This is a genomic window from Enterococcus sp. AZ009 (genome assembly GCF_050548785.1).
Taxonomy (GTDB): Bacteria; Bacillota; Bacilli; order Lactobacillales; family Enterococcaceae; genus Enterococcus_D; species Enterococcus_D entomosocium.
This window is the reverse complement of sequence record NZ_CP172960.1, coordinates 2,409,674-2,435,615: the sequence shown is the minus strand read 5'-3', so window position 1 is coordinate 2,435,615 and position 25,942 is coordinate 2,409,674. Positions and strand designations below refer to the sequence as shown.

Here is a 25,942-nt window from a genome sequence, read left to right as displayed (position 1 = left end):
CCGATGGCACTCTTTGCCTATCAAGGCACCAATGTCCGAGGCGAAACGTTTTCTGGCAGCTTACGTGCCAATTCCTCCGTTGAAGCCCGCCAAAAGCTGCGCCAAAAGCATATCAAAGTCAACAGTTTGATCGAACAGCCAGAAACCTTGGCGAATAAAGAGATTCAATTGTTCAACAAAGTATCTCTAAAATTATTAGTTGCATACTTACGCCAGTTTTCGACATTGATCGCTTCGGGGATTACGATTGTTGATGCTTCACGAATGCTGGAAGAACAGCAAAAAAATCCGAATTTCAAGAAAATTCTTGGCGAAGTTCGGGATGAGATTGATGGCGGACGACCACTTTCAGAAGCCTATAAAGCCCACCCAAATGCTTTTCCAGTTTTGTTGACAAGCGTTATCGCCGTTTCGGAAATGTCAGGATCTTTGGAAAAAAACTTAACGGATATGGCGGATTACTATGAGAAAAGTGCTGAAAATCGGAGTGGTCTCGTAACAGCGATGGTTTACCCAATCATTTTGATCTTGATGACGTTTGTTGTAGGTATCATTTTACTAGTTATGATCGTCCCGATGTTTGTCGAAGTATTTGAAAGTTTTGATACAGACTTACCAAGAATTACTGTGATTACCATGGCTATCAGTGACTTTCTTCAAACTAGAGGATGGGTTTTAGCAATCTTTATTGTAGGCATTATGATCGGCTTTTGGCTCATCCGTCGAAATGAAAAAATCGATTTTGCCGTTCATCGTTTCATTTTAAAAATACCATTATTCGGTGAATTAGCGATTAAAAATAATTATTCACTGTTTATGACAACTTTGTCGACTTTACTGGGTAGTTCGGTTGGTATGGTCACAGCGTTGAATATGAGTCGGGATGTCGTGTCCAATAAATCTATCAAGCGAATCATTGATAATTGTGCCTTTCAAATAGAAGAAGGGGGCAAAATGAGTGATATTTTTCGTGGAAACATTAACGTTCCTTTATTAGTCACTCAGATGGTAGAAATCGGGGAAAGTACTGGTTCCCTTGAAGATATGCTGAAAAGACTAAGTATTATCTTTCAAAAAGAAGTGGACGAGTCCAGTAAACGAATCAAAACAGTTCTTGAACCGACAGTGATATTAGTTATTTGTGTCATTGTTGGATTGATCGTCGCTGCGATCATGGTACCGATGTTTGATCTTTTTGGTGCTATTCAAGGATAACAATTTGGATATTAACAGAGTTCCTAGACATTCTGTTTGATATATATTTTTAGGAAAAGTAGGAGGAGTAAATAAAGTATGCTTAGTGCAATTTTAGTAGAAGAAAAAACAGAAAATCGTTTTAACAAATTAATGAAAGATGAGACAGGTTTGTCGCTGGTTGAGTTACTTGCTGTTGTTGTGATCATTGCGATTCTATCAGGGATTGGTGTGATTGCAATCGGAAATATTATTCAGAACGCCCGTGAAGATGCAGCGATTTCAGATGTTCAGACTGCTTATTCGGCAGCGGTATTGCACCAGTCAACATCTGAAGGTCTTGCTAGTGGAGGAAATAATAATACCTTCACACTTGCTGATGTAAATACTGCTGGTCTTTATAATGGAGGGGGCTTCGCTTCATTATCAACTGTGCAATTCACTATTACATCAGAAGGGACATTAACAATGGATCTCCCAGCTGCTGCCCTATCTGCGGGAACAAAACCATCTGTTGCTATAACAGGTATGGATCAAGATGCAGTAAGCAGTTTAACACGTGCTCAGTTATTCGGTTCCGGAACACCATAAAACATTTAACATAAACATGAACCAAATTACTTAAGCACTACCACCCCCAGGAAAAAAGGAGTTTTTTATGAACGAAATTTTGCAACAGATCCCAATGGGCCTAATCATTGGTTATCTTTTCATCATAGGAATGTGTCTAGGTTCTTTTTTCCTAGTGGTTGGTTGGCGGGTTCCCAAAAAGGAATCCCTGCTGACTCGCTCGCACTGTGATGACTGCCAACAGACATTAGGTGCAAGGGACCTCATTCCAGTTTTATCATACCTTATTTTAAAAGGCAAGTGCCGTAAGTGTCAAAAAAAGATCCCGCTGATTGCTTTTCTTTATGAAGTGTTGATCGGCATGCTATTTACGGGTACGACCTTGCTGTTTTGGGGCACTGCTGAAGTGATTGCCGCTTGGTGTTTATTAGCCTTATTAGCCATTATTTCTGCCAGCGACATCTTCTATCAGCTGATCCCCAATAAAGTGTTAGCCCCTTTTTTCGCCGGAGGGATCGGTTTACGGTTGATCCAACCGCAAAATGAATTTTGGTGGTATTGGCTCGTCGGCTTCTTTGCTGGCTTCTTGCCATTGTATCTATTAGCGGAGCTCAGTAAAAAAGGCATGGGTGGCGGCGATATCAAATTATTTGCCGTCTTAGGCGTGTATATCGGCCCAGTGCAAGTCTTGACGGTTTTATTTGTCGCTTCTTGCTTGGCAGTGATCTTTTACGTGATCCAAATGCTACGGGGCAAAGTCAAAAGCCGCTACATTGCTTTTGGTCCCTTTATCGCCATTGCTACCGGCATGGTTTATCTTGGCAGCGGCTGGTTCCTTTGAATTGGGTTGCTGACCTTGGCGTTTGCTTGATTTGCTAAGCAAGCGTTGTACATAGAAATAACGTTGGTTCCTTCATATAAAACCAACAAGAAGAAAGCAGGTCCTCGTATGTTTGGCAAAAAAACAATTCCCCGCTTAGTAGGGATCGACATCCAAAAAAACTGCATCCGTTACTGTACCAAAAAAGGTGACCGTCTCAAATACGGCGAGCTGGTTGTGAATGGTACGATTTTTAAAGATGATAAGCTGCGCAATCCTGATAGTCTTGAAGCCGCCTTCAATGAGATTGCCAAACGCTTGGGATTACGCACGATGAGTGTGGTGATCACGGCACTAAATTCTCGTCTGCTGATCAAACAGATCCCAATCGGTAAGATGAACTCGGAAAAAGAGATTCGCGAGTACTTGTATTTTGAATTGGGGGAGTCCATCTCTTTGCCTTTTGAAAACCCGATTTTTGATCTACTGATCCTTGGTAAAGGTAACAAGGAAAAAGCACCAAAAGCACAAAAGAAAAAAGCCAGCAAGAAGGAAGAGAAAGCAGAACCGCAAGCTGTGGTCATCCAGCGGAATCGGTTTACCATCAATGGCAATGTGCCAGTCGTGGTCACATCAGAGCCGATTTTGATTCAACTCGGCGACACATTGAAAAAAGGCGGCCATCAGCTGATGGGCGTCGATTGCAGTTTTCTGGCGTATAGTCGTATGTTTCAGCGACAGATCAACTGGAGTGAAAATTTTGTGCTGGTCGAGTTAGATGCTGGCATCGCTAATATCACCTTTTTTGAAGAATTGGTGCCGACTTACGTGCAGTATGAAGATTATAATCAAGCCAACTGGAAATATATTGAAAAAGCCCAATCTGTGCAAGTGAACTTTAGGGAAAGTGCGGAGATCCAAGCACTGGAAGGGTTAGCAGAAACCTTGAATTCGGTGATTGCTTACTATTATCAGGAAATCTCGCCTGATTGTGAATTGAAAAAAATCTACTTAGTCGGCGGTCATCCAATGCTGCGGAAAGAAGTCCAAGAAATATTTCATGAGTTGTCTTCTTTGCCGGTCAAAACGATTTCCGCAAAAGTAAGTGAAACCAGCAAGAAAAAAATTCCCGACCGCTATATCTTGGCTGCGGGATTAGCGACGAAAGAGGTGTAACCATGAACATCAATCTATTGCCTAATAAATTTATCCGTAATCGGGCGTTTGAAGTCATTCTTTCGGTTTCGCTTCTCCTTTCGTTAGTAGTCGTTGGGGTTTGTGGGTTAGGCTTTTGGTATTATCAAAGGCTGGTGACCAATAATCAAAGCAATATCATGTCTAGTCAAGCAGAGCGCATCGTTTTCCAGCGCCAGTTAGAAGAGATGCTAGCGTCAAAATCTCAAGACCTGCAAGAATTCATTGCCTTGCAAAAGCAAGAGAAATATTTCACAGCGCCTATTATGGAAACCTTTGAGGAAGTGGCATCAGGAATCGATGTGACCATCAATTCGTATAATTTGCTGCTAAATGGCGAGGGGACAATGTCCGAAACAGCCCAAGACGGTACACCATTGTTTCCTTTGGTGAGCATGGCAGTCCAAGGGGATGTTTATGAAAGTCTGATTCGCCTTAAATCGGCTTTTGAAGCAATCGATTGGGTACATCATGTGACTTATGAATCTTTTTCTCATAGTTCAACGCCGCAAGATGGGCGCATCACTGTCTACCTCTCACGAATCGCTGCACCACAAGTGATCAGTGAAGAGAGCGAAGAGGAAAGCGAGGTGGAAGCGGATGACTAAAGTCTTTTTCTCCAAAAAACACATCATCATCTCCGCGGTAATTGCGCTAGTTCTCGCTACCTCCGTACTTATTTTCTGGCTATTTTTACTGAATCCCAAACGTGCCGAAGGGATCGAATTGGCTCAGGAATTAGCTGGGATCGAAGCAGAGATCCGCGACATTCAGGAACAGCTGGTTTACCTACAAGGGGAACCAGACCTTCTTTCCTCAGAGACGGTCAATGAGGTGCCGATCATTCCCAATGGCATGGCGATCGAGTCTTATTTTACCGATCTCGCTGCCCTTGAAACGGAATTGCCGATCACGATTTTGCAATCGACCTTTAATGAGGAGATGCTTTACCCTACACCAGAACAAATGGCAGATCAGACTGGTGACAATCCTTTGGCTACGCAATTTCGGGTCACAAGGATCGGCTTTGACCTCCTGAGTGAGACGAATGAAGGAATCGTGCGTTTTATTGATCGGATGGAAAACCTGAATCGCTTTTTAAAAGTTGAATCAGTCGAATATCGGCAAGGAAGCAATACGTCAGGAGCAGATGCGTTTTCGGCAAGTGTCGTTATCAAGCTGTATTATCTATCAAGCTTTGAAACGGGACAAGAACTGTTGGAGTAATCAAAGGAAAGGGGTGCCTAGATGAAATCATTTACTGTTCTAGCGACTGTCTCGAAAATCAAACTGGCTGCCGCTGCATTAGGGGTCTTTATCTTTATTTCTGTCTTGTATGCGGTCTTTGCTATCCATGGTGGCAATTCTTATGAAGTGTCCGGTCACTTTGACCCAGAAACAGGACAATATGTATTGACGATCGAATCGGAACAAGCCGCTGGCGAGACGCTTTTCTTGATGGCAAATCATGAAGCGCTGGTGTCATTAGAAATGTTTGAAATGCTTGAGCTTGAGGAAGCGACCTTGCATCCAGCTGAACAAGAGGGTGTTTATGGTGTGGCGATCGAAGTGGCGCCTACGGAAGAAACGTTGTCCTTGGCATTACCAGTTTCTTTAGGAGAAGAAGAAGCCATCGAATTTGTCCTTAAGCGGGGAAATCGGACGCTGCAAAAAATCGCTCCGCCTTCTCTCGAGGAACGACAAGCCTTGCGATTGGAAGCTGACAAGGCTGTAGAAGAAGTAGCCTTGCTTGACATTCTGCAGCAGGAAACCAATGAGTCAGCGGCAGTCGAACTGCTTTCAGAACGGGCGACGCAAGGAGAGCGTGCCGAAGTTTCGGACTATCAAGCGCTGCGGGCTGCTTTTAGTGATTCATCGATCTCTGAAATCGTGTTTCTCGCTGACATTACCGCTGATTATACGGATGAGGCCAACAATCGTTTAACAGCGTTGGATCGGTCGGTGTCCATCGATGGGAATGGCTTTACCTTAACCACACCGAAGCGTTTCAACACGAACGGGACACCAAACTATAGCACGAATCCTACTGGACGTTTCTTTGAACTGACGACTACCCATGATCATCAGCCAGCGGTCTTTGAGTTGAAAAATATGACGATCGATTTTCAGGGAAACAATCTAGGATTAAACGCGTTGATCTATCAACAATCGTTGGCAGCCTCAGCTTTTTGGACGGTCAAAATAGAAAATATCGAGGCAAAAAGTGGTGTGCTAGAGGGAAGTACAGGCAATAATTTCCTTTATTTGCAACAAGGAAATCTCGAGATTCGCGGAACGTTCCATTGGGTGGCTCACAGGAACCCAGCCGCGGGCAACAGTTCAGATACTGGCAGCTTTAATGTCAAAAGTGTCTTGATCACAGATGAGGCGGATGTCAAGATCTCAAATACGCAGCCGATTTTTCGGCTCCGACCAGACAACAATAATATCTCAACCTCGTTTCGGGTCAATAAGGGTTCCAAAGTAGATCTCTATAGTGTCCAGTGGCAAGCAATTTGGGCAAATCTCGAAGGACGTACTAACGAGGTGATTTTTGAAGTCGATGGAGAAGGCACGGTCTTAAATGCCTCATCACAAATGAATTTAGCGGGAGCGAACGGCGCAATCATTTCCTTGATTGGACAACGGGATGAAACGCAAAATAAGTTTTCTCGTACGATTATTTCTGGTGGTGCGGTCGTAAACTCCTATTCTAGAGCGCCTGCTCCCACGAGTGGTGTACCGAGAGGAACCACTGCTTTTGTCAATCAAATTTCAAAAGCGGGATCGACCACCAAACTCGGCGGCAATGTGACGGTAACTGGGGAAGGGTCGCAGTTTAATATGTTTGGTGATGGGCAACATCATGAGTATGGTTCAGTTATGCGGTTTCGCTTAGTCGGGGAACAGACCTTTGTGCTTGCCGACCAAGGGAAAATGAATATCGTCAAATACCACGGAAATGCGGCTGCAGTGCGGATGTACGGGCGGAACAACGAGTTCTATGTGGAGTCAGCCGGTCAGTTGAATATCTTTAACCATGCAGGCACCAGAACTGCGGCAGATGATTGCATCTATATTGATGAAACAGGTTTTGCCGTATTTGATCAGTACAATGATGAAGAACGAGAATTTGACCCATCTGCTGATTCCACCATTACTGCCAGTAATGGCTCAGATACGGCTGGTCGACAAGGCATTCAATTTCCTCTTGATGGCAGTGGAACTTCGGTTTTTCATGCACAAGGTGAAAACAGTCGAATCCATATCTATGCACATCGTGGACCTGCTGTTTGGATGCAAGGCGGAGAAGCCGAGTTCTTAGCTGGAAAAGACGCGACTTTTCGAATGGAAGGTCGGACCCTAGGTGCAAATAATGGAATAATCAGTTCGGTTGCCAGAAGCAATTTTGTGATTGATGAACCACTGTTTTATGACTTCCGAAATAATCGTCCGAATGGCGGACAAGCTTTTTCTAATTCGAACCGTAACAGTACCTTTATGTCTAATCGTGTTGGACTAGCGGTTTGGGAAAAGCGCAACGACGTGAATCTAGATGGTGATCCGGACAATTTCTGGAATCCACTGAGCTATCAACTAGGCAATGTCAATTTTGCACAAATCGTTAGTCCGCAGCCGGGAGAGCCTTTTTCAAATGAATTCAACAGTACGACTTTTAGGGGCGGGAATGCCTACACGCGATTTTCTGCCAATAATTATCCGCCAATGATCCAGCACTTAGTGACCCCGACCAATGCCGACAAAACCTTTTATGCCAAAGCGGTCGTTCCGTATGAATACACGGGGGCGATTCGCGATGCTTGGGATGATGAGGTCTGGGTGGAAGTTGCTTTGAAGGACGAAGCGGGCAACCAGCTTGAAACGCAATGGCTTTCCTCCAAATCAACTGTCGATGTTTTTGGTGAGGTGCATAATGGTGTGATCGCATGGACGCGGGACGACTTTTTCAAGACAGGTCAACGTTTTGAAGTGCTGCGTGCCCACCGAGGATTAGACCCAACGATGGAGGATGTTGATGATTCGATTTTCATTCATGCAACAGAAGAGAGTATTGCCGCTTTGCCTGATGCGGTCGTCGTGGATGTACGACCACCGACTGGTCTGCAAGTGGCAGAGGATCAGGTCTTTAATGAACGGACGACAACAGTTTCGGGGATCATGGATTTTCATTCTCCGCAAGACGACCAGCCAAAAGAGCGAGTCGCCATTTATGCGAGTACCGCGCAAGGATTGATCCGTGATGCTTCAGGTGACCCATATGTCATTACGCTTGATGCCGAACAAGGCAACTCCGTGCCATGGCAGTATCAATTACCACGTCGCCTTGATCCTGAAGAGGATGTGTATATCGAATTTTACGCGAAAGATTTTGCAAATGATCGTTACGACGATTTCGTAGGAACCTTACCAGATACGACCACGACGGAACCCAATGGTCAGTTGGGGAGCACGAATCCGTCCGCCAGCGATTATGAGGACTATTTAGGGTATCGTGATGCCATTGGCGATGAACGTTTCCCACCAGCGCTCTCCTTTGAAGTCACCAGTATTCGACCTTCTGACCCATCGATTACGTTGCGAGTACCGCAAAGCTTTGATCGTGATGAAGAAGGCAATCCGATTATCACCGTCGGCAATCAATTGATCTTGCGGACGATCGTAGAAAGCAACGATGCGCGAAATTCTGGGAAAGACGATATTGAGAATGCTGTCGTGACACTAGATATCTCGCCGAATTTATTGACGTTCTTAAATGTCGATGCGCTCGTGTACCAAGACAATATAGCCTCGGCTAGTCTTTCTGGCGATCGTATCACGATCCACTTAGAACGACCAATCGCACCGGGGGATCGCATGGAATGGAACTTGACTGCTCGAGTGGATGAACAGGCAGCTGCTGGTAATGTTCTGACCCCGGTAACGATCAACGGTAGAGTTTCGGGGAATCAGCCAGAGACGGAAAACATTTTGATAGGGGAAGACAGTCTCACGCTTCAGACCGGCACACGCGCTGTCACTGGTGAGTTGATCAATCTTGCTGTTCATAACAATCAGCTGCAAATTTTTTATTCCAATCTTAGTACCTTTGACGTCTATATGGATGGCACCTTTTATCGAACATACAACGTGCAACAAAGACCCGTAACGGATTCTGTCACCCTTGACATTCCTGTTCATGACATCCGTAATTTGATTTCTGTGCGCTACAAAGATGAAAATGGCGCAGACCGTGTTTCTTATTGGAACAATATCTGGGAATTCATCGATTAAACGTGAACAACCTGTTTTAAAACAAACAGAAGAAGAACAGTCTTTCACTGCTGGATCCGCTTGTTGCTGACCGAATTGCCTTGGTCAACAAGCGGGGAGCTATGTAGGAAAGGCTGTTTTTTTGTGGGGAATTTACTGGAGGAAAAGGGGAAAGCAGGGTTTTTGTTCCGCAGGTTTTTTCGTGCTAGACTAAAAAGCAGAAGCACGTGAAGCAACAGCAAAACGGAGGGAACAAAGAAAGGACGTGCCGCAATGGCAACAACAGCCAAAGAAACCAAAGTACATGATGTATTTGAATCGATCGCTTCCCGTTATGATCGAATGAACGGTATTATCTCCTTTCAGCTGCACAAACGGTGGCGCAAGGACACCATGAAACGGATGGCAGTACCAATGGGTGCTGAGATATTAGATTTATGCTGCGGGACCGGGGATTGGGCGTTTGCTTTAAATGAAGCGGTCGGTCCGACGGGGCAAGTGACCGGCGTTGATTTTAGCGAAGAAATGTTAACGGTTGCCAAAGCAAAGGCAAAGAAAAAGCAACAAACGCAGATCCAGTGGCAGACTGGCAATGCGATGGCATTAAGCTTTCCAGACGCGCACTTTGATTATGTGACGATCGGGTTCGGGTTGAGAAATGTCGCGGATCGCCAACAAGTCTTGGCGGAGATCCATCGGATGCTGCGCCCAGGCGGGAAAATCGTTTGTCTGGAAACATCACAGCCCACACTGATCGGCTGGCGGCAACTGTTTACTTTTTATTTTTACCATGTCATGCCGTTATTTGGCAAACTGTTCGCCAAAAGCTATCAAGAATATTCCTGGCTCCAGGAGTCTGCGCGGGATTTTCCTGACAGGGAGGCATTGAAACGAGAATTTCAGGCAGCTGGCTTTGATGTGCTGCAAGTCAAAAGCTATGCAGGAGGTGCGGCGGCGATGCATATGGGCGTTAAACCTCAAAGCTAACGGCGTTTTTTTTCGATAGAAGAGCGACGAAATGAAAGAGACCATCAAGCGGATTGATGGTCTCTTTGCGTTGAGCAATTCAGAAAGTCTGTACGAGTTATTTTTTGTTTGGTCGTAAAACGATGTTGGTGTATAACCAGATGGTCACCACGTAATAAATGGCATAGAGAGCAATAAAGATGCCAAAGGGCAGCCATAGATCGTGGTACGGATCGATCATCAATGTTGTGAACATTTGTAATCCGAACAAGACATGGATCATCCCTAAGATACCAGGAACTAGGAAGAGCACACCAATCTCTTTGCGGATCGATCCTTTCAATAAGCTAGTCCGGGTTCCGATTTTTTTCAACATCGTATAGCGTTGAATGTCGCTGTTGGCCCCAGAAAGAATTTTAAACATCAAGCAGCTTGCTAACATCGTCAAGAAGGCGATCCCCAAGAAAAAGCCCATAAATTCAAAACCGGAGAAGAGACCATTATACGTGTCATAGACGAAGACCCGTTGCGAAAAATTCGTATCGGCAGTTTCAGTAGTATTGGTTTCTTGGTTTGTTTGCGCCAATTCATGTAATGCATCGTAACTTGCTTGAAAGTCTTTGACTTGCACCATTCGCAAGCTGGATTCAGGGGCATTGATTGTGTCAAAAGCGGTTTGATCGACAACTTGGATCTCTTTGCCTCGTTGTTCTGGCAAGAGGTAGCTACGCAATTGGTCCTGCGCGGTGATGTCTTTGGCTAATTGGTCTCCCGACAGCTTGTTGTAGGTAACGTCGATACTCAACTGATTCGTACTGGTGCTGAGCAAGTTGTTCTTGTTGAATTGATCTTTATTGTAATAAAGGGTGTCGTCTGTTTCCTTCAGACTATAAGTGACATCAAGAGTCGGCTTTAAGGCTGCAACTTTTTCGTCAGAAGCATTTTGGGCATTATTCAAATACAAGTCATAAGGGGCAACGGATTTTGCCATAATTGGGATCTCGTTTTTGAAGCCCAGACCAACAGTCAAAGCACCTAATGCTAGAGCAAAGAGCATGGCTACCATCGATAGCATCTGCGTATAATCACGAATCCGAAAGCTTAGCTGAGACAAGGTGAAATTGTTTAACCTTTTCAAAGCAATGGCATCGGTCCTCTTCAGTAAAGATAAAATCGTGATGATCACGGAACGAAAGACGAGGTAAGTCCCTAAAATAATAGTAACTAGGGCAACACCGATCCCCACCAATTGGAATTTCATCAAGTCGCTCATCATATAATAACCGACTGCTAAAGAACAAATCCCTAAGACAGTTTGCAAAAAGAGCATGAAAGGACGTTGCTTGACTTGCGCCGGTGTGCTGGTTTCTCGTAACAAGGCTAAAATTGATTTTTTGGCAATTGCCCGTGCATTAAAGATAGCAGCGATCAAAAAGAGAATCGAGAAGAATGCAAGTGTCACGACTAATGCTTGTAGATTAAAGGCCGCATAATGGCTGATCTGTAAATTTAATTGGTTCACTAGTAAGGTATTGACACCACTGGCTAATCCAATACCTAGTAAAGAACCAACAGCAGTGGCGGCGATCCCGACCAAGAATGTTTCAATGAAAATCATTTGGGCGATCTTACGTCCTTTGGCTCCTAGCATCATAAACATGGCATAGTCTTTTTGCCGCATCGCCATTAAGAAAGAATTGGCGTATAAAATGTAGGCAAAGGTGATGATCCCCAATAAGACAGAACCAAAGCGAAAGATAAAGACCACCATACTGATGATCGAGTTGCTTTTTAAAAAGGCTTCATTGCTGGCCATTGATTCGAACATATAGAAGATGGCTGAGGCCATGACTAAACCAGAAAAGAGGACGATATAATCCTTCAACCGGCCTTTGATTCCGGTAAGTGATAATTTCCAAAGCATGTGTTCTTCCTCCTTATTGTTCCAAGTTTCCTAGAATGACAAGGATCTTGCGGTAAAATTCTTCCCGGCTTTGATCCTCACGTTTCACTTCTTGATGGATCTTCCCGTCCTTGATAAATAAAATACGTTGGCAATAGCTGGCAGAAAGGGGATCATGAGTGACCAATAAAATCGATACTTGGTCATTGGTATTCAAGTCGTCCATCATATTTAATAAGTCTTTGGCACTTTTTGAATCCAAGGCACCTGTCGGTTCATCCGCAAAAAGAATCGTTGGTTCCGTGATCAAGGCTCGAGCGGCTGCCACCCGTTGTTTTTGCCCACCTGAGATTGCTGCCGGATAGTTGTCGAGGATATGCGTGATAGACAAACGTTCTGCGACTCGTTTGATCCGTTGTTGGATAATCTTTGGTTTGACCCCTTGTAAAGAAAGGGGCACCGCGATGTTTTCAGAAGCTGTTAAGTTTTCTAGGAGATTGAAATCTTGGAAGATGAAGCCAATTTCACGGCTGCGAAAATCTGCCAAGGCATCGCCTTTTAGTTTGGTGATGTCGCTGTTGTTGATGCGGATCGTACCTTTGGTTGGATGATCCAAGGTTGAAAGAATGTTCAACAAGGTAGACTTACCGGAGCCTGAAGCTCCCATGATTCCGATAAATTCACCTTTTTCAATATCAAAGCTGATGCCTTTCAAGGCTTCGGTTTGTTTTTCGTTGGCTTTTCCGTAAACTTTAGTAAGTTCACTTGCTTGAATAATTTTTTCCATGATTAAGTTACGCTCCTTTTAATTGAGTTAGTGCTTTTGCGGGAATGTCTTTTTCTTTGACCTCTTCATAGCTGGTCACGCCTTTTTTCTCATTCCAAGTAAGTTTCAAATAGGCTTCTTTACGCAAAGGCCGCTCTTGGAAACCATTGAAATCAAGGGTTTTGCTTTTGCCATTTTCGTCATAAGCCGGTAGTTCATAGTGGTATTGAGTATAGACATTGCCACTGTCATCTTTAGAAGTCGTCTTTTCGCCATCTGTCGTGATTTGGACATAATAGCTGTCGCCTCCCATGATGACTGATTCAGCAATTTGCAATGCACCAAATCCCACAAGCACGACAACTGCTAGTCCAATCAAAAATTTTTTCATAAATAGGTCACCTCGTTTTTTATTATGATGAAAGTATAACGCTAGTTTTCTGAAAAGGAGTGTGAAAAATCTATCAATAAACTTTCAATTTTGTCACGAGGAACGAACAAAAAAACGTTTCTGAATTGTGTGATCCACAAATCAGAAACGTCGTTTGCTTGTTACTCTTCAGTCATATTTTTTGCGAAACAGTTCAACGACTAGTTGTCCCTCATCATACATAATGGCGGCTTCATCGATCATTAATCCCAATAAATAGTAATCTTTTTCTTCATGGATCGTTTGATGACCGCCCAACAGTTCAACGTAATAGTTTTCCAAGGTACTGTCTCTTGGTGTATTGAGCATGTTGATAAAATGTTCTAGATCAGAGGGCTGTTCAGGGAAAGGGCCCTGCACGACTGCTTTGAAACCTTCTGCTTCAAAGGCCATCTCGCTCGTTATCTTTTGACAGTCATGGGACAAAAAGTAGGTGACTACTTCATCGACGATTCGTCGTGCCCGTTCTTTTTCAATCATTTTTTTCGCCGCCTTCTGATTTGTTGGTATTCATCTAACAATGGTACCATTGCCGCCGCGACAAATCCACTGGAAAAACCGTTATTGTATAAGTTCAATCCTCCATGTAAATAAGTGATATTTGTGACCAGTGCTGCATGGACGATGCCTGCTAAGATACCAGCTACAGGACCATAATACCCACTGATCGGAGCTAAACTTGTTCCAAAGATCGCTGTTAGTAATAAGCTGAAGGTGGATACATCAGAAGTCAAACCGACTTTGGTGGCTAAAACCACCCCAATCATCACGGGCAAACTATTTTTCCAATGGTTTCCAAAGGCACTGAAACCAATCACGGTCAATACAGCCCCTAAAAGTGGACCGGAAAGCTCGCCTTGCAGCAGGAAAATAAAGACTAACATCAAGAGCCCCATCATTGCCATGTTCATCATGGTGATTCCTAGTGAAAAAATTGTGACATAATCGGTCATCAGTTTCCCAGAAGTTTTAAAAAGATCCGTTAAACCTTTTACCGATCGTTTATTTAAAAAATAACCAATAAAAAACAAGAAAAAACAAAGGATCAGCAAGAAAGCCGTCAGATAATAGTGATAGTCAGTCGTCAATTGCTTGTTCGAATAGACTTCCATGTCAAATAATCGTAAAAAGCTAGTGAAAAACATAGTGATAATACCGGTGGCAAAGCCAATATTGTACAAAGAAAATCCTTGATGGAATTGTAAAAATTGTGCTGCCAGTGGGGGGAGTGTTAAGCCAATCAAAATGCCGATTCCATAACCTAACGCGATTCCTAGGGGCAAAGGTAAGCCTAAGCCAAATGCTAAGTAACTAATGACGGGTGAGGCAGCACTGCCAAATAAAGCGACAAGTGAGTACTGGGTTGAGGGCCTTTGCTGTATGTAAGAGTATAGATAGACACCCAAGGGAATGGGGATAGAGTTAAAGATGTTTTTTCCAAAAAAAGAAAAGCCGGATATGGTAAAGAAAGCGGCGATCATCGGACCACTAATAATGGTTCCTTGCTTTTTAGCAAGCAGGATACTAATCAAAGTCAATAAGCCGCTATTCAAAAAGGCGCTTCCGAGATTGCCGATTGCAAAATAATCAGAAATCAAATTGCTAGGGGCATTCAAAATAGCCAGCGATCCTTGCCACAATGCCTGAGGCGGCGAGGTGAACAAGCCGAGTAGAATCAACACACAGCTGTAAGCCAGAAGCAACCGCTGAGTTAAGAGCTGTGAGATCGGTGCAAAAGGTTTCGATTTCGTTTGTAAGAAAATTCGTTTGTCTGACATAGTTTCACTGAACGCTCCTTTTTTTCATAGTATCACATCTTTTCTCGTCTAAGAAGGTTTTTTTGACAGTTTCCACAAGGCGTTTTTCGAAAAATATGAGAGAAAAGGAACGTCATAAAAGAAAAACTTAAGGATATTTGAAAAAAAGCAATAGCGATTTATCAATGATTTTCGTCTTATTTTCAATAATTTCATAGATTGATGAAATTATTGACGGAAAGAGTTTTGAGAAAATTGTTATAATTTAGTTAATCTCGTTCAGATTTTCTAATAAAAAAGCCATTTTAAGATAAAAAAAACTGTTTGCTTGGTTTTTTTATCAGTGAATCACAAATGAGGGGATTTAATAAGGAGGAAGAGTATGAAGAAAACGAAGTTTGGCATGATTACTTTATTGGCAGCGCTTGTTTTAGGGGCTTGCGGACAAAGTAACGGAGGTGGAACAGGTTCGACAGATACAGGAGAGTCGTCATCAGACGCTGCAGCATCAGATATCAGCACATTACCGCTAGCGGTAGTCAATGATGATGAAGTGATTGAAGGTGGAGTTTTAGACGTTGCTGTAGTAATGGACACTCAGTTCCAAGGATTATTCCAGTGGGAGTTCTATCAGGATGCCTATGACCGTGACTTTATGTTACCAAGTCATGAATATCTATTCTTACAAGATGAGGATTTTAAGATTATTGATGGTGGACCTGCAGACTTAGACTTGGATGTCGAAAACAATAAAGCGACGATCACATTACGTGATGAACTAAAATGGTCGGACGGGGTAGATGTTACAGCCGAAGATGTCATTTTTTCTTATGAAGTCATTGGTCATCAAGACTATGATGGCGTTCGCTACAATAATGACTTTACTAATATTGTTGGAATGGAAGAATACCATAGCGGTGAAGCAGATACGATTTCTGGGATCACAGCAGTTAGCGATAAAGTAGTTGAGATCGAATTTAAGGAAATGCATCCTGGAATGCAGCAATCCGGTGGAGCAATTTGGAACGCGGCATTACCAAAACATACCTTTGAAGGTATTGAAGTAGCAGATATGCCATCCAGTGATCCTGTACGGACAAACCCAATTGGTTTTGGTCCTTACAAGATGACGAATATCGTACCTGGGGAAACCGTAGAGTATGTTCCGAATGAACATTATTATGGGGGAACACCAACATTAGAAAAAATTGTGATGCGTAATGTTCCATCTGCATCGATCAATGAAGCACTAAATGCAAAACAATATGATTTAGTATTGAAAATGCCAACAGATACGTTCGATACGTATCAAGATATGGATGGCTACCAAATGTTAGGACGACCAGAACAATCTTACACCTATCTTGGTTTTAATTTAGGAACATGGAATGACGAAACAAATAGTGTTGATTTTGATCCAAACGCAAAAATGGCCAACAAAGCATTGCGTCAAGCAATGGGCTATGCTATCGATAATGATGCGATTGGTGAGCGTTTCTACCATGGCTTGCGTTCAAATGGTACAACATTGATCCCACCGGTTTATGGTAGTTTGCACAGCACTGATGTGGAAGGTTACCACTTAGATATGGATAAAGCAAATCAACTCCTAGATGATGCTGGCTTTATCGATGTTGATGGTGATGGCTTCCGGGAAGATCCAGATGGCAATAAATTAACCATCAATTTTGCTTCAATGTCAGGTGGAGAAGTGGCACAACCACTGGCAGATTACTATGTCCAACAATGGCAAGAAATCGGTTTGGATGTCCAATACTCTACAGGACGTTTGATCGACTTCCAAGCATTCTATGACAAGTTGAAAAATGATGATCCAGATATCGATGTTTTCCAAGCTGCTTGGTCTACTGGATCAGATCCATCACCAACTAGCTTATGGGGACCAAATTCAGCCTTTAACTACACTCGTTACGAGTCTGAACGCAATACAGAATTGTTAGCAGCCATCGATTCAAATGATTCCTTCGATGAAGAAAAACGTAAAGAAGCATTTGATGCATGGCAAGAATATGCATTTGAAGAAGCGTTTGCTATTCCGACATTGTACCGTAACCAAGTTTTGCCGGTCTCTGATCGTGTCGCAAACTTTACGTGGGCATATGATCCAGATCATAATCCATGGGCACGAGTTGGAGTGACTTCAGAATCTCGCTAATCGATTTGTTGAATCACTGAAATCAAAAAAGAACAACGCTTTTGTCGTTTTCTGAAAAGCCAGCTCAGTTTACTTCTATAGTTAACCGGAGGGATGAGTTGTGCAAAATCAAATCTGGGTCAGGATAAACCAGATACGTTTTAAGATTTTAGCCCGAAAACCAGTTAGGTCTACGCACCTAACTGGTTTTTTGTGTACAAGTTAGGCCAGCATTTGACTGAAAAACGCCTGTCCTTCAATGAGCAGACAGGCGTTTACGAAAAAGATAAATCATGCTTGTAAGTATATAGGATGATTCAAAGGGAAGAATGTTAAATGGAGATATTCGTCACGGTATGAATCAAGTTTTGCAGGTCATTTTTATGGTTCTGGTAACCGGCTTGTTCGATAACGATTAAGCTGTTTCTTAACACTTCTTTGTTTAATTGAGAAGATTGCAAATAGGAGTAAATTTCTTGATACAAGACTTGATGGATTTTCAAATAAAAATACAGAGGTGTATTAGGCAAGGGATGAGACAAAAGCAGAAACTTGTTAAGCAGATAGGAATCCTTACTTTCACTGGCAAAGGCGCAGCCATTTAAGATCACAACACTTAACAGATTTGCATAAAAGGGATCATTGGCATAGCGAAGAATTTTTTTGATCCCATGATCTAAATAGTAACTGATGGTTTCTTGGTCGAAAATAAATAACAAATTTGAGAATAAGTTCAACTCAAAGCGCCCCCAGGTTTCGATATCAAACAAGTATTGCTTTACCAGTTCAACTTCTTGGGTGTAAGCTCCTCGATTCATCAGAAATGATTCACGGTTGAGCAGCAGCAGGCCTTGGACATACAAAGAATAATAAAAAAAATTTTGTGTCTCAAAGTAGCGTTCCTCAAGGCTAGTCAAGTAGTCGATAGTCAGTGTTCGATCATAGTATTGGGTATAGAAATCTTGCACCAGCTGACGTTTCTGTCCTGTGGCTTCGCTGTCGATCAACAGACTGAACTCATGAACCGTGATATTCATTTTGTCTAAGTAGTCAAACAAGGTTTGTGAAGAGAGATTTGTTTTGCGATTTTCGAAAGAAGAAAGGGTGGTGCGAGAGGAAATACCTTCGGCAAGCTTGGCTTGCGAGATTTTGCGATCTGTGCGCAGTTTTTTGATTAAAGAGCCTTGCTGTTTCATGGGGGACCTCCTTAATTGTGACGCATTTCTGAACAATGTGATTTTAATAACATGTTATCAAATATAATAGGGTATAGCAAATAATAAAGGAGGTCGTTTTTCATGGAATTTGAACCATTTGGTCCTTGGGAAATCAACCCATTTAAAAACTAGTACAGGCTTTCATTTAGATACTTGTCATTGAAGGATCAGTGACAGATTGATAAATGAAATTTAGTTTACGTCCTGCTTTTTTCGCGGCGAACTGCGAACATTCTAAGCAGGAAAGAGAAGATCTTGAAGAATCGAAAGGTTATTTGGTTGATTCCCCCACTCAAAGAGACCTTTTCGTTTGTGGAAGTCATGAAACGCATGAATCGCGCAAGGTGGTCAGTCCCATTGAATGTCTGTCATGCACCAGACCTTCCCCAATTTTCTGATTCTTTGTGATTGATCGTCTTTCAAGCATCATACTTCCAGCTATGACCGTAATGCACGAAGATTACGGTTTTTTTGTGGTCTTATTGTGCTACACAGTAAACCATGTATTTCAAGTGAACTAAAAGACCAAAGCTAGAAAAGAAATTCAGTGAGAAAGATAGTGAAAAAAAGTCAAAATCAAAAAAAGAAAAACGTTTGCAAAAAAAGTGTTGACATTTTTTCTCAGAATGAGTATTATTATCTCAACGGAACACGAGAGTGTTCTCATTACTGGATTCGTTACTGTTCGGCAGGCAAGACCAGAGGAAAAAAGTGCATTGATTACCCAAAGTTTCTTGGGTTGTACACTTTTTTGCTTTGGTCTTCTTTTTTTGCTCCATTATTTCTATTCGCTAAAAAAGAACCGGTTCCAAGGTAAGGTCCAGTCATTGATCATCAAAGGAGGGGAGAAGTAAAACGCAATGAAGTGCCAGCTAGGTTTGACGATATCCTGCAGTACTGCCTGGAGCAGACATTCACCTCGTCACTTAATGGCAAGTCAGAGAAAGAAAAAAATACAAGACCTTCTGCATAGACGTCAAACGATGCAAAGCTGTGTATGCGCTATGCTGATCAAGGAGGATCGTTCGTGAAGATTATCAAGAGGATCAACAACAATGTTGTACTTTCAAAAGAAGATGAAGTTGAAGTGATCCTAATGGGAAAAGGGATCGGCTTTCAAACGAAACCGGGTGACCTGATTCCGGCTGAGCGAATCGAAAAAAAATACTACCCAGAAGATGACTTGACAGTGGAACATATGTCGAAAGTCATGACGAAGGCTGACGAGAAACAAATGGCCGTCATTTATGAAATCGTGCGTCTTTTTCGGGAAAGTGTTGGAACCGATTTCAATCCAAACGTTTATTTCACACTGATGGATCATATCTTGTTTGCCATCAGTCGTCAAAAGCAAGAAATTGTTTTGACCAATCCCATGCATTGGGAAATCAAGAAAATCTATGCCAAGGAATATGCGGTCAGTGTCCAAGCGGTCGAGTTGATCCGCAAAGAGCTGTATCCCGATTTTTCGCAAGAAGAAGCTGCGTTTATCACTTTGCATTTCGTCAATGCGCAAATTGAAAAAAGCGCCAATCAAAGTGCCTATGAGCACACCGAGTTGACCAACAATATTTTACGGATCGTTAAGTATAGCATGAACATCGAGTACGATGAGAATTCTTCCTACTTCCAACGGTTTGTGACCCACATTCGCTATTATTTAATTCGACAAAGTCAAGAAAAAGAAGAGCCAGTATTGGCTAATCCGATGATTGCCTTGGCTTTCAGCAGCTATCCGAAAGAAAAAGAAACCGCAGATTCGATCAAAGAATACTTATTTGAACAAAAGGGCTGGCATGTCAACGATATGGAATTGATGTATTTGATTCTGCATATCGGTAACTTAGCCGCTCACTCAAAATTAACCTAAGAATGGAAATGGATTCGTTACAGTTCGGCTGGCAAGACCTGCACTTTCTTACAATACTCGTTGAGGAGACCCGTCTCGTTTTTTATGGGTGATACTCCTGCTTGTTTATTGTAGAAATGGCCGGTCTTTTTATTTTTATTAAATGATCTATTAAAAAGGAGAAATCAAAATGGCAAAATATACTGAATTAGCACAAGACATTTTGGCCCACGTTGGCGGCAAAGAAAATGTCTCTTCTGTAAAACACTGTGTGACTCGCTTACGTTTCCACTTAAAAGACGAAAGCAAAGCAGACACAGATTATTTGCAAAAACGTGACGGTGTCGTGACCGTTGTCAAAGCAGGCGGACAATACCAAGTGGTTATCGGTAATCATGTGCCAGATGTTTACGATGAAGTGCTGAAAGTCGGCGGATTAGCCGATGGCGGCAGTCTTGATATCGACGAAGGCGACGAAAAGAAAGGCAGTTTGTTTGACCGCTTTATCGATGTCATCTCAAGCTTGTTTCAACCGTTCTTAGGTCCATTAGCGGCAGCCGGTATTTTAAAAGGGATCACGGCGCTACTTGCAGCAACTGGGATGGAAGCGACCAATGGAATCTATGTAGTAATGAATACCCTAGGCGATGGTTTGTTCCAATACTTACCTATGATCTTAGCCGTAACTGCTGCAAAGAAATTCAAGATGAATACCTATACAGCATTAGCGATTGCAGGTGCGATGGTCTATCCTGGTTTAGCAGAAAGCGTTGCTGAAGCGAGCAAAGTCTTTGGTCTAACCTTGACCTTACCAGCAGGTGGCTACTTTAATAGCGTACTGCCGATTATTTTAGCGATTTTTGTCGCTTCGAAAATTGAACAGTTTATGCGCAAAGTTACACCTGATGTAGTCAAAATGTTTGTGGTTCCTTTTGTAACGATTTTGATCACTGTGCCGTTGACCTTCTTTGTGGTAGGTCCAGTCGCAAATACAGCATCTAGCTGGATCGGTATTGCTTTCCAAGCGGTTTATGATTTCAGCCCAATCATTTATGGATTTGCTTTAGGGGCATTATGGCAAGTATTGGTAATGTTTGGTCTTCATTGGGGTCTTGTGCCATTGGCGATCATGGATATGGCGCAAAACGGCTCTTCGATTATTTTGACCGCCGCAGTGCTACCATGTTTCACGCAAACGGGTGTGTTAGCAGCGATTTGGTTGAAAACGAAAGAACCAAAAGTCAAACAAGGCGCAATGCCAGCATTGATCTCATCGATCTTCGGTGTGACTGAACCTGCGATCTACGGTTACACTTTGCCAATGAAAACACCATTTATCGTTTCTTGTTTAGTTTCAGGTTTCGTCGGTATCTACTTGTCAATCTTTAACGTCACTGGTTACGCAATGGGCGGTATGGGCATCTTCTTGTATCCTGCATATATCGATCCAGCAACAGGCAGCTTCCATAGCGTGATCCACTTAGCCATCGGTACAGTTATTGCAATCGTAGCGTCATTTATCATCATGATGTTATTGAAAGTACCAACTTTGTATACAACTGTTGATTCACCAGTCGACGGTCAAGCAACACCAGCAGCACCAGCACCAGAAGTAAAAACCGTTTCTGCCAGCGTCAAAGATGAAACAGTCAAAAGTCCAGTAACCGGTCAAGTGGTTGCTTTAGCAGATGTGGAAGACAAAGTATTTTCTTCAGGTGCTATGGGAAAAGGGATCGCCGTTGAACCAGCGATCGGTGAAATCACTGCTCCAGCAGATGCAGAAGTCAAAATCTTGTTTCCAACAAAACATGCCATCGGCTTAGTCACTGAGGATGGGACAGAATTATTGATCCACATCGGCATGAATACGGTGGAACTTGAAGGCAATCACTTTACTGCCTACATCAACCAAGGAGACAAAGTCAAAGCCGGTCAAAAATTGATCTCATTTGATACTGAAGCGATTCGTGCGGAAGGCTATTCCTTACTGACACCAGTCATCGTCACAAACTCTAACGACTACAGTGACATCCAAACGACACAGTCAAAAGAAGTAACAGCGAACGACAATTTGATCGAAGTCGTAAAATAAATGCGTTTATCGGCACGTCGTAGGATCAGTAAGAATGCTTTCTTGCTGATCCGCTGTGTCGATCAATAAAGAAAAAGAAAGTAGGCTAATCATGACAGAAAAACAATTTCCAGAAGGCTTTTTATGGGGCGGCGCCACTGCAGCCAACCAATTTGAAGGAGCATGGAACGAAGGCGGACGTGGCCCAGCGACATCCGATACGGCGATCGCTGTCAAACCAGAAGACCGCAAAAACATGGCAGAATTTGCTGCACCAATGACTCGGGAAAAAGTCTTGTTTGCCTTAAATGACAAAGAAGGCTTGTATCCAAAACGTTGGGGATCAGATTTCTATCATCGTTACAAAGAAGATATCGCCTTGTACGCAGAGATGGGCTTTAAAACGTTCCGTCTGTCCATCGCTTGGTCAAGAATTTTTCCAAATGGTGACGATGTTCAGCCAAATGAAGAAGGCTTGCAATTTTATGACAACGTGTTTGATGAGTGTGCAAAATACGGGATCGAACCCTTAGTGACCCTCTCTCACTACGAAACACCTATCGGGATCGCGTTAAACTATGGCGGCTGGAAAAATCGCCAAGTGATCGATTTGTTCGTCAAATACGCAGAAACTGTGTTGACCCGCTACAAAGACAAAGTCAAATATTGGTTGACCTTCAATGAAATCAATATCATGGGGATCTCTGGCTATGTTGGCGGTGCCTTGCTATCTGAAGATGGCACGCAAAATCTTTCTGACATGTATCAAGCTGTGCATCATCAATTTGTGGCTTCTAGTTTAGCAACAAAATTTGCCCACGAAATCAATCCTGACATCAAAGTAGGGATGATGTTGGCACGGATGCAAGCCTACCCAGCTACACCAAATCCAGCAGATGTGATGGAAGAAATCAAGCGTGACCACGAGAATCTCTTCTTCTCTGATGTCCAAGTTCGTGGGAAGTATCCAGCGTATACGAAGCGCTTCTTTAAAGAAAACGGCATCGAAGTGACCTTCGAAGATGGCGATTTAGACATTCTTGCGCAATACCCTGTCGACTTCATGTCCTTTTCTTACTACATGAGTTCTATTGCCCGCCACAATCCTGAAGAAGGCGGCGAAGCAACGGCCGGCAACTTTTCTTTAGGCGAATCAAACCCTTACTTGGAAGCCTCTGACTGGGGGTGGCAAATCGATCCAATCGGCTTGCGTGTGACTTTGAATAACTTGTACGACCGCTACCAAGTACCATTGTTTATCGTTGAAAACGGCTTAGGTGCCTTGGATACGGTGGAAGAGGATGGTTCGATCCATGACAGCTATCGAATCGATTATTTGAAGGCGCATATCGAACAAATGTATGAAGCGATCGAAGATGGTGTGGAATTGATGGGCTATACGCCTTGGGGTTGTACAGACTTAGTTTCGGCTTCAACGTCAGAAATGTCGAAACGTTATGGCTTTGTCTATGTAGACGCGGATGATGAAGGAAATGGCAGCTTTGATCGTTCTCGCAAAGATAGTTTCTACTGGTACAAAGAAGTCATTGCCACCAATGGCGGTAGTTTGTTACAGGATTAAAAAATAAACCAAAGCGGCTCTCAAAAAAGAGAGCCGCTTTTTTGTTGTGCTCGGTAAAAAAAGAAGAGAAAGGGGGTTAGCAGCTGCCATGCTAGAAAGATCAATGAAACAGTCAACGCCCATTTTTTCATTTTGGGCTTAGGCACAACGGCTTCGGGCATCAAATAGACAAGAGAGAATACTGTAAGAAAAAACAACAGGGTCAGTGGTTGGACGACAAAGGTCAGCCAGTTCATAGGGCAAGCTCCTTTTATGAGGATTGATGATTTGTTCTTTCGTGTTATTATTTTGCAAATTCATTATATATTTAGTTCGTTAAAAAGGCAAGGAGCTCATGGAATAACGATTGTGTGCAGGAAGGGGGGAGAAAAACGAGTGGCACATCCTTGTATTTTGATTCGAATCTTTCTAGAGTAACACAGTAAGCTTGAGGTTAGAATCAGAACTAGCAATAAAAAAGCCCCTTTTCAGGGGAGGGGAGTTCTTTAAAAAGATAGGAAGAAACCCGTGTATTTGATGAAGCTATTGGTCCCTAGTTACTGGGGACCTGACTAATTTACGTGGAAAACCCGCCACTGTCATTCACCGTTTTCTGATCCTCAAGTAGAAAATAAAACAAAGAAGACTAGCCGAAATCAAGAAACCCATAAAATAGAAAGTTAGCTGCATGTCAGGCATCGTATAGGAATACTCTAAAATCTTACAAACAAAGATCACTAAAGAAACCGTGATGGATAAGGAAACCCATGTGAAACGCGGCAATCGTTTCGTTACGATGATCAATCCTAACGAAAAAAAGATGACTGGTACCCAAAAGATCAAGCGAGCAAGTTGGATCATTTTATCTCTCCTCATTCAAATTGATTTGAGTAAAAGGATAGCTTACAACGTTTGTTATTAAAAATAATAACCATTGTTTCTGAGCATTTTTTCGGAAATTGTGTTTTCAACTTAAAGCATGGGCGTAATGCTGTTCTTTAAATTCTTTTGGTGTTTGCCCCGTAACTGCTTTGAAATTGCGGATAAAATGGCTTTGATTGGCAAAGGCTAATTGGGTGCTGATTTTTTCGTAGGAATAGTCTGTGAACAACAATAAATGTTTGGCTTCACTGATTTTTCGTTCCTGAATGTAACTGTGGATCGTTTTGTTCATTTCTTTTTTGAACTGATTACATAGATGGGTCTTATGTTTTTGAGTGATGGCTGCGAGGTCATCAATGGTCACTTTTTCATAGAGATGGCTGTCGACATAATTAACAATCGTCTTGACCAACAGTGATTTTTGCGCCAGCGGATAGCTATGCAGAAGCTCCATAAAGCGGTAGGTGGCTTCTTTGATATAGCGGAGGCACTCCTCGGCAGAATGAATATAAACCAGACCTTGGATCAATGAATCAGATAAGCCGAATGCTTGGTTGACTGGTACTCCTTCATCAATGCTCATGCGGGTCACGACAGCGACAAAGGCCGAAAACTTTAGTTTTAAGCCTTCCAGTTCATGAGGGGAAAGGGAAACACTGTAGGTCTCTTTCATTTTGTTAAATACCCAGACTACTTTTTCCGGCTCGTTTCGTTTGATGTAGTCAAGATAGCGCAATTCAAAATGATAGGAATCAAAGGTAGCTTCATGCACACGGCGTTCATAAAGATTGGTTTCCAAGCTAAGATCTGTTTGCATGGATCGGTCGTGGGATTCAGTTTGGTAATGCCAATGGATTTGGTCTTTTGCCAACGGCTGCTCCGCAAACAGCGTATAAAGCAGCTGGATGTATTCTTCAAAGGAGTATTTGTCTTCTTTGGAATAGTGCACATTGTAGTGGTATTCATGTTCAAGAAATAGGTAAGACGTATCTGGTGTACCAATCACTCCACAGGGTCCGATGACCATATAACAGGTTTTTCCAGCTAACTGAAACGCAAAACAACCAAGCATATATTTGCCGAAATGATAGAGATTTGCAACTGGGCCGTTCGTTTCTTCCAAATAGTGTTTCAGAGGATTCTTGGCTGTTAAGGTGAGTGGGGGATACAGCGGAGTCCCTTCTTGATCCAAGAGAATCATCGGGATCAAATATTTGCGATAAAGCAGATCCATGGCGGTCGTAAGTGTTGTTTTGTTCATGAGACACCTCAAAGTCCAAACATTGTTTTTTCTTTTAGTATAACGTAAATTTTTTAGCATTCAATAAACAATTTA

The 25,942-nt window shown here is 42.7% G+C and carries 21 protein-coding genes; 12 read left to right on the top strand and 9 right to left on the bottom strand.

Features of this window, described 5'->3' with window-relative positions; genetic code table 11:
- Nucleotides 1-3: 3 nt before the first annotated feature.
- From IGJ74_RS11705 to IGJ74_RS11670, 8 genes are all read left to right on the top strand, one after another.
- Nucleotides 4-1,215 carry a type II secretion system F family protein gene (locus IGJ74_RS11705; RefSeq protein ID WP_016613457.1) on the top strand — a complete coding sequence of 404 codons (1,212 nt, stop codon included), beginning with the start codon at nt 4-6 and terminating at the stop codon, nt 1,213-1,215.
- Nucleotides 1,216-1,293: 78 nt separating this feature from the next.
- The gene (locus IGJ74_RS11700; RefSeq protein ID WP_016613456.1) at nt 1,294-1,785 is read left to right on the top strand and encodes a pilus assembly FimT family protein; all 492 of its coding nucleotides are present in this window, start codon (nt 1,294-1,296) and stop codon (nt 1,783-1,785) included.
- Between the two features lie 67 nt (nt 1,786-1,852).
- Entirely contained in the window at nt 1,853-2,605 is a 753-nt protein-coding gene (locus tag IGJ74_RS11695; protein ID WP_008378680.1) for a prepilin peptidase, read from the top strand.
- Between the two features lie 108 nt (nt 2,606-2,713).
- Complete coding sequence (gene pilM / locus IGJ74_RS11690; RefSeq protein ID WP_086316320.1) at nt 2,714-3,760, top strand: type IV pilus biogenesis protein PilM; 1,047 nt, start codon at nt 2,714-2,716, stop codon at nt 3,758-3,760.
- A 2-nt stretch (nt 3,761-3,762) separates the two neighbouring features.
- Nucleotides 3,763-4,386 (top strand): hypothetical protein, encoded by a 624-nt coding sequence (locus IGJ74_RS11685; protein ID WP_218192942.1) that lies wholly within the window; start codon nt 3,763-3,765, stop codon nt 4,384-4,386.
- Nucleotides 4,379-5,005, top strand: a complete 627-nt coding sequence (locus tag IGJ74_RS11680) for a hypothetical protein (RefSeq protein WP_086316318.1) — start codon at nt 4,379-4,381, stop codon at nt 5,003-5,005. Before IGJ74_RS11685 ends, IGJ74_RS11680 begins: the two co-directional genes overlap by 8 nt.
- A 21-nt stretch (nt 5,006-5,026) precedes the next feature.
- On the top strand, nt 5,027-9,070 hold the full coding sequence (locus tag IGJ74_RS11675; RefSeq protein ID WP_218192943.1) for a pectate lyase-like adhesive domain-containing protein: 4,044 nt from the start codon (nt 5,027-5,029) through the stop codon (nt 9,068-9,070).
- A gap of 252 nt (nt 9,071-9,322) precedes the next feature.
- A complete protein-coding gene (locus IGJ74_RS11670; protein WP_086332506.1) occupies nt 9,323-10,036 on the top strand; it encodes a demethylmenaquinone methyltransferase in 714 nt (237 codons plus the stop codon).
- Nucleotides 10,037-10,133: 97 nt separating this feature from the next.
- On the opposite strand, the gene IGJ74_RS11665 is transcribed toward IGJ74_RS11670, so the two are convergent.
- From IGJ74_RS11665 to IGJ74_RS11645, 5 genes are all read right to left on the bottom strand, one after another.
- A complete protein-coding gene (locus tag IGJ74_RS11665) occupies nt 10,134-11,939 on the bottom strand; it encodes an ABC transporter permease (protein WP_005235129.1) in 1,806 nt (601 codons plus the stop codon).
- A 13-nt stretch (nt 11,940-11,952) separates the two neighbouring features.
- Nucleotides 11,953-12,705, bottom strand: coding sequence for an ABC transporter ATP-binding protein (locus tag IGJ74_RS11660; protein WP_005235131.1), 753 nt, complete (start codon nt 12,703-12,705; stop codon nt 11,953-11,955).
- A 7-nt stretch (nt 12,706-12,712) separates the two neighbouring features.
- The gene (locus tag IGJ74_RS11655; RefSeq protein WP_005235132.1) at nt 12,713-13,075 is read right to left on the bottom strand and encodes a YxeA family protein; all 363 of its coding nucleotides are present in this window, start codon (nt 13,073-13,075) and stop codon (nt 12,713-12,715) included.
- Between the two features lie 168 nt (nt 13,076-13,243).
- Complete coding sequence (locus tag IGJ74_RS11650; protein ID WP_008378669.1) at nt 13,244-13,594, bottom strand: hypothetical protein; 351 nt, start codon at nt 13,592-13,594, stop codon at nt 13,244-13,246.
- On the bottom strand, nt 13,591-14,892 hold the full coding sequence (locus tag IGJ74_RS11645; RefSeq protein ID WP_218192944.1) for a DUF1576 domain-containing protein: 1,302 nt from the start codon (nt 14,890-14,892) through the stop codon (nt 13,591-13,593). Before IGJ74_RS11645 ends, IGJ74_RS11650 begins: the two co-directional genes overlap by 4 nt.
- Before the next feature lie 361 nt (nt 14,893-15,253).
- Between IGJ74_RS11645 and IGJ74_RS11640 the strand changes: the two genes are divergently transcribed.
- Nucleotides 15,254-17,047, top strand: coding sequence for an oligopeptide ABC transporter substrate-binding protein (locus IGJ74_RS11640; RefSeq protein WP_008378667.1), 1,794 nt, complete (start codon nt 15,254-15,256; stop codon nt 17,045-17,047).
- A gap of 311 nt (nt 17,048-17,358) precedes the next feature.
- On the opposite strand, the gene IGJ74_RS11635 is transcribed toward IGJ74_RS11640, so the two are convergent.
- A complete protein-coding gene (locus tag IGJ74_RS11635) occupies nt 17,359-18,222 on the bottom strand; it encodes an Rgg/GadR/MutR family transcriptional regulator (protein ID WP_218192945.1) in 864 nt (287 codons plus the stop codon).
- A gap of 1,048 nt (nt 18,223-19,270) precedes the next feature.
- Here IGJ74_RS11635 and IGJ74_RS11630 point away from each other — a divergent pair.
- From IGJ74_RS11630 to IGJ74_RS11620, 3 genes are all read left to right on the top strand, one after another.
- Complete coding sequence (locus tag IGJ74_RS11630) at nt 19,271-20,113, top strand: PRD domain-containing protein (RefSeq protein WP_008378663.1); 843 nt, start codon at nt 19,271-19,273, stop codon at nt 20,111-20,113.
- Between the two features lie 169 nt (nt 20,114-20,282).
- The gene (locus IGJ74_RS11625) at nt 20,283-22,184 is read left to right on the top strand and encodes a beta-glucoside-specific PTS transporter subunit IIABC (protein WP_016613444.1); all 1,902 of its coding nucleotides are present in this window, start codon (nt 20,283-20,285) and stop codon (nt 22,182-22,184) included.
- Nucleotides 22,185-22,275: 91 nt separating this feature from the next.
- On the top strand, nt 22,276-23,745 hold the full coding sequence (locus IGJ74_RS11620) for a glycoside hydrolase family 1 protein (RefSeq protein WP_086299326.1): 1,470 nt from the start codon (nt 22,276-22,278) through the stop codon (nt 23,743-23,745).
- Between the two features lie 20 nt (nt 23,746-23,765).
- On the opposite strand, the gene IGJ74_RS11615 is transcribed toward IGJ74_RS11620, so the two are convergent.
- From IGJ74_RS11615 to IGJ74_RS11605, 3 genes are all read right to left on the bottom strand, one after another.
- Entirely contained in the window at nt 23,766-23,981 is a 216-nt protein-coding gene (locus tag IGJ74_RS11615; RefSeq protein ID WP_061054308.1) for a hypothetical protein, read from the bottom strand.
- Nucleotides 23,982-24,327: 346 nt separating this feature from the next.
- Nucleotides 24,328-24,585, bottom strand: coding sequence for a hypothetical protein (locus tag IGJ74_RS11610; protein ID WP_005235163.1), 258 nt, complete (start codon nt 24,583-24,585; stop codon nt 24,328-24,330).
- 106 nt (nt 24,586-24,691) lie between these two features.
- Nucleotides 24,692-25,927, bottom strand: coding sequence for a helix-turn-helix domain-containing protein (locus IGJ74_RS11605; RefSeq protein ID WP_016613441.1), 1,236 nt, complete (start codon nt 25,925-25,927; stop codon nt 24,692-24,694).
- Nucleotides 25,928-25,942: the final 15 nt, after the last annotated feature.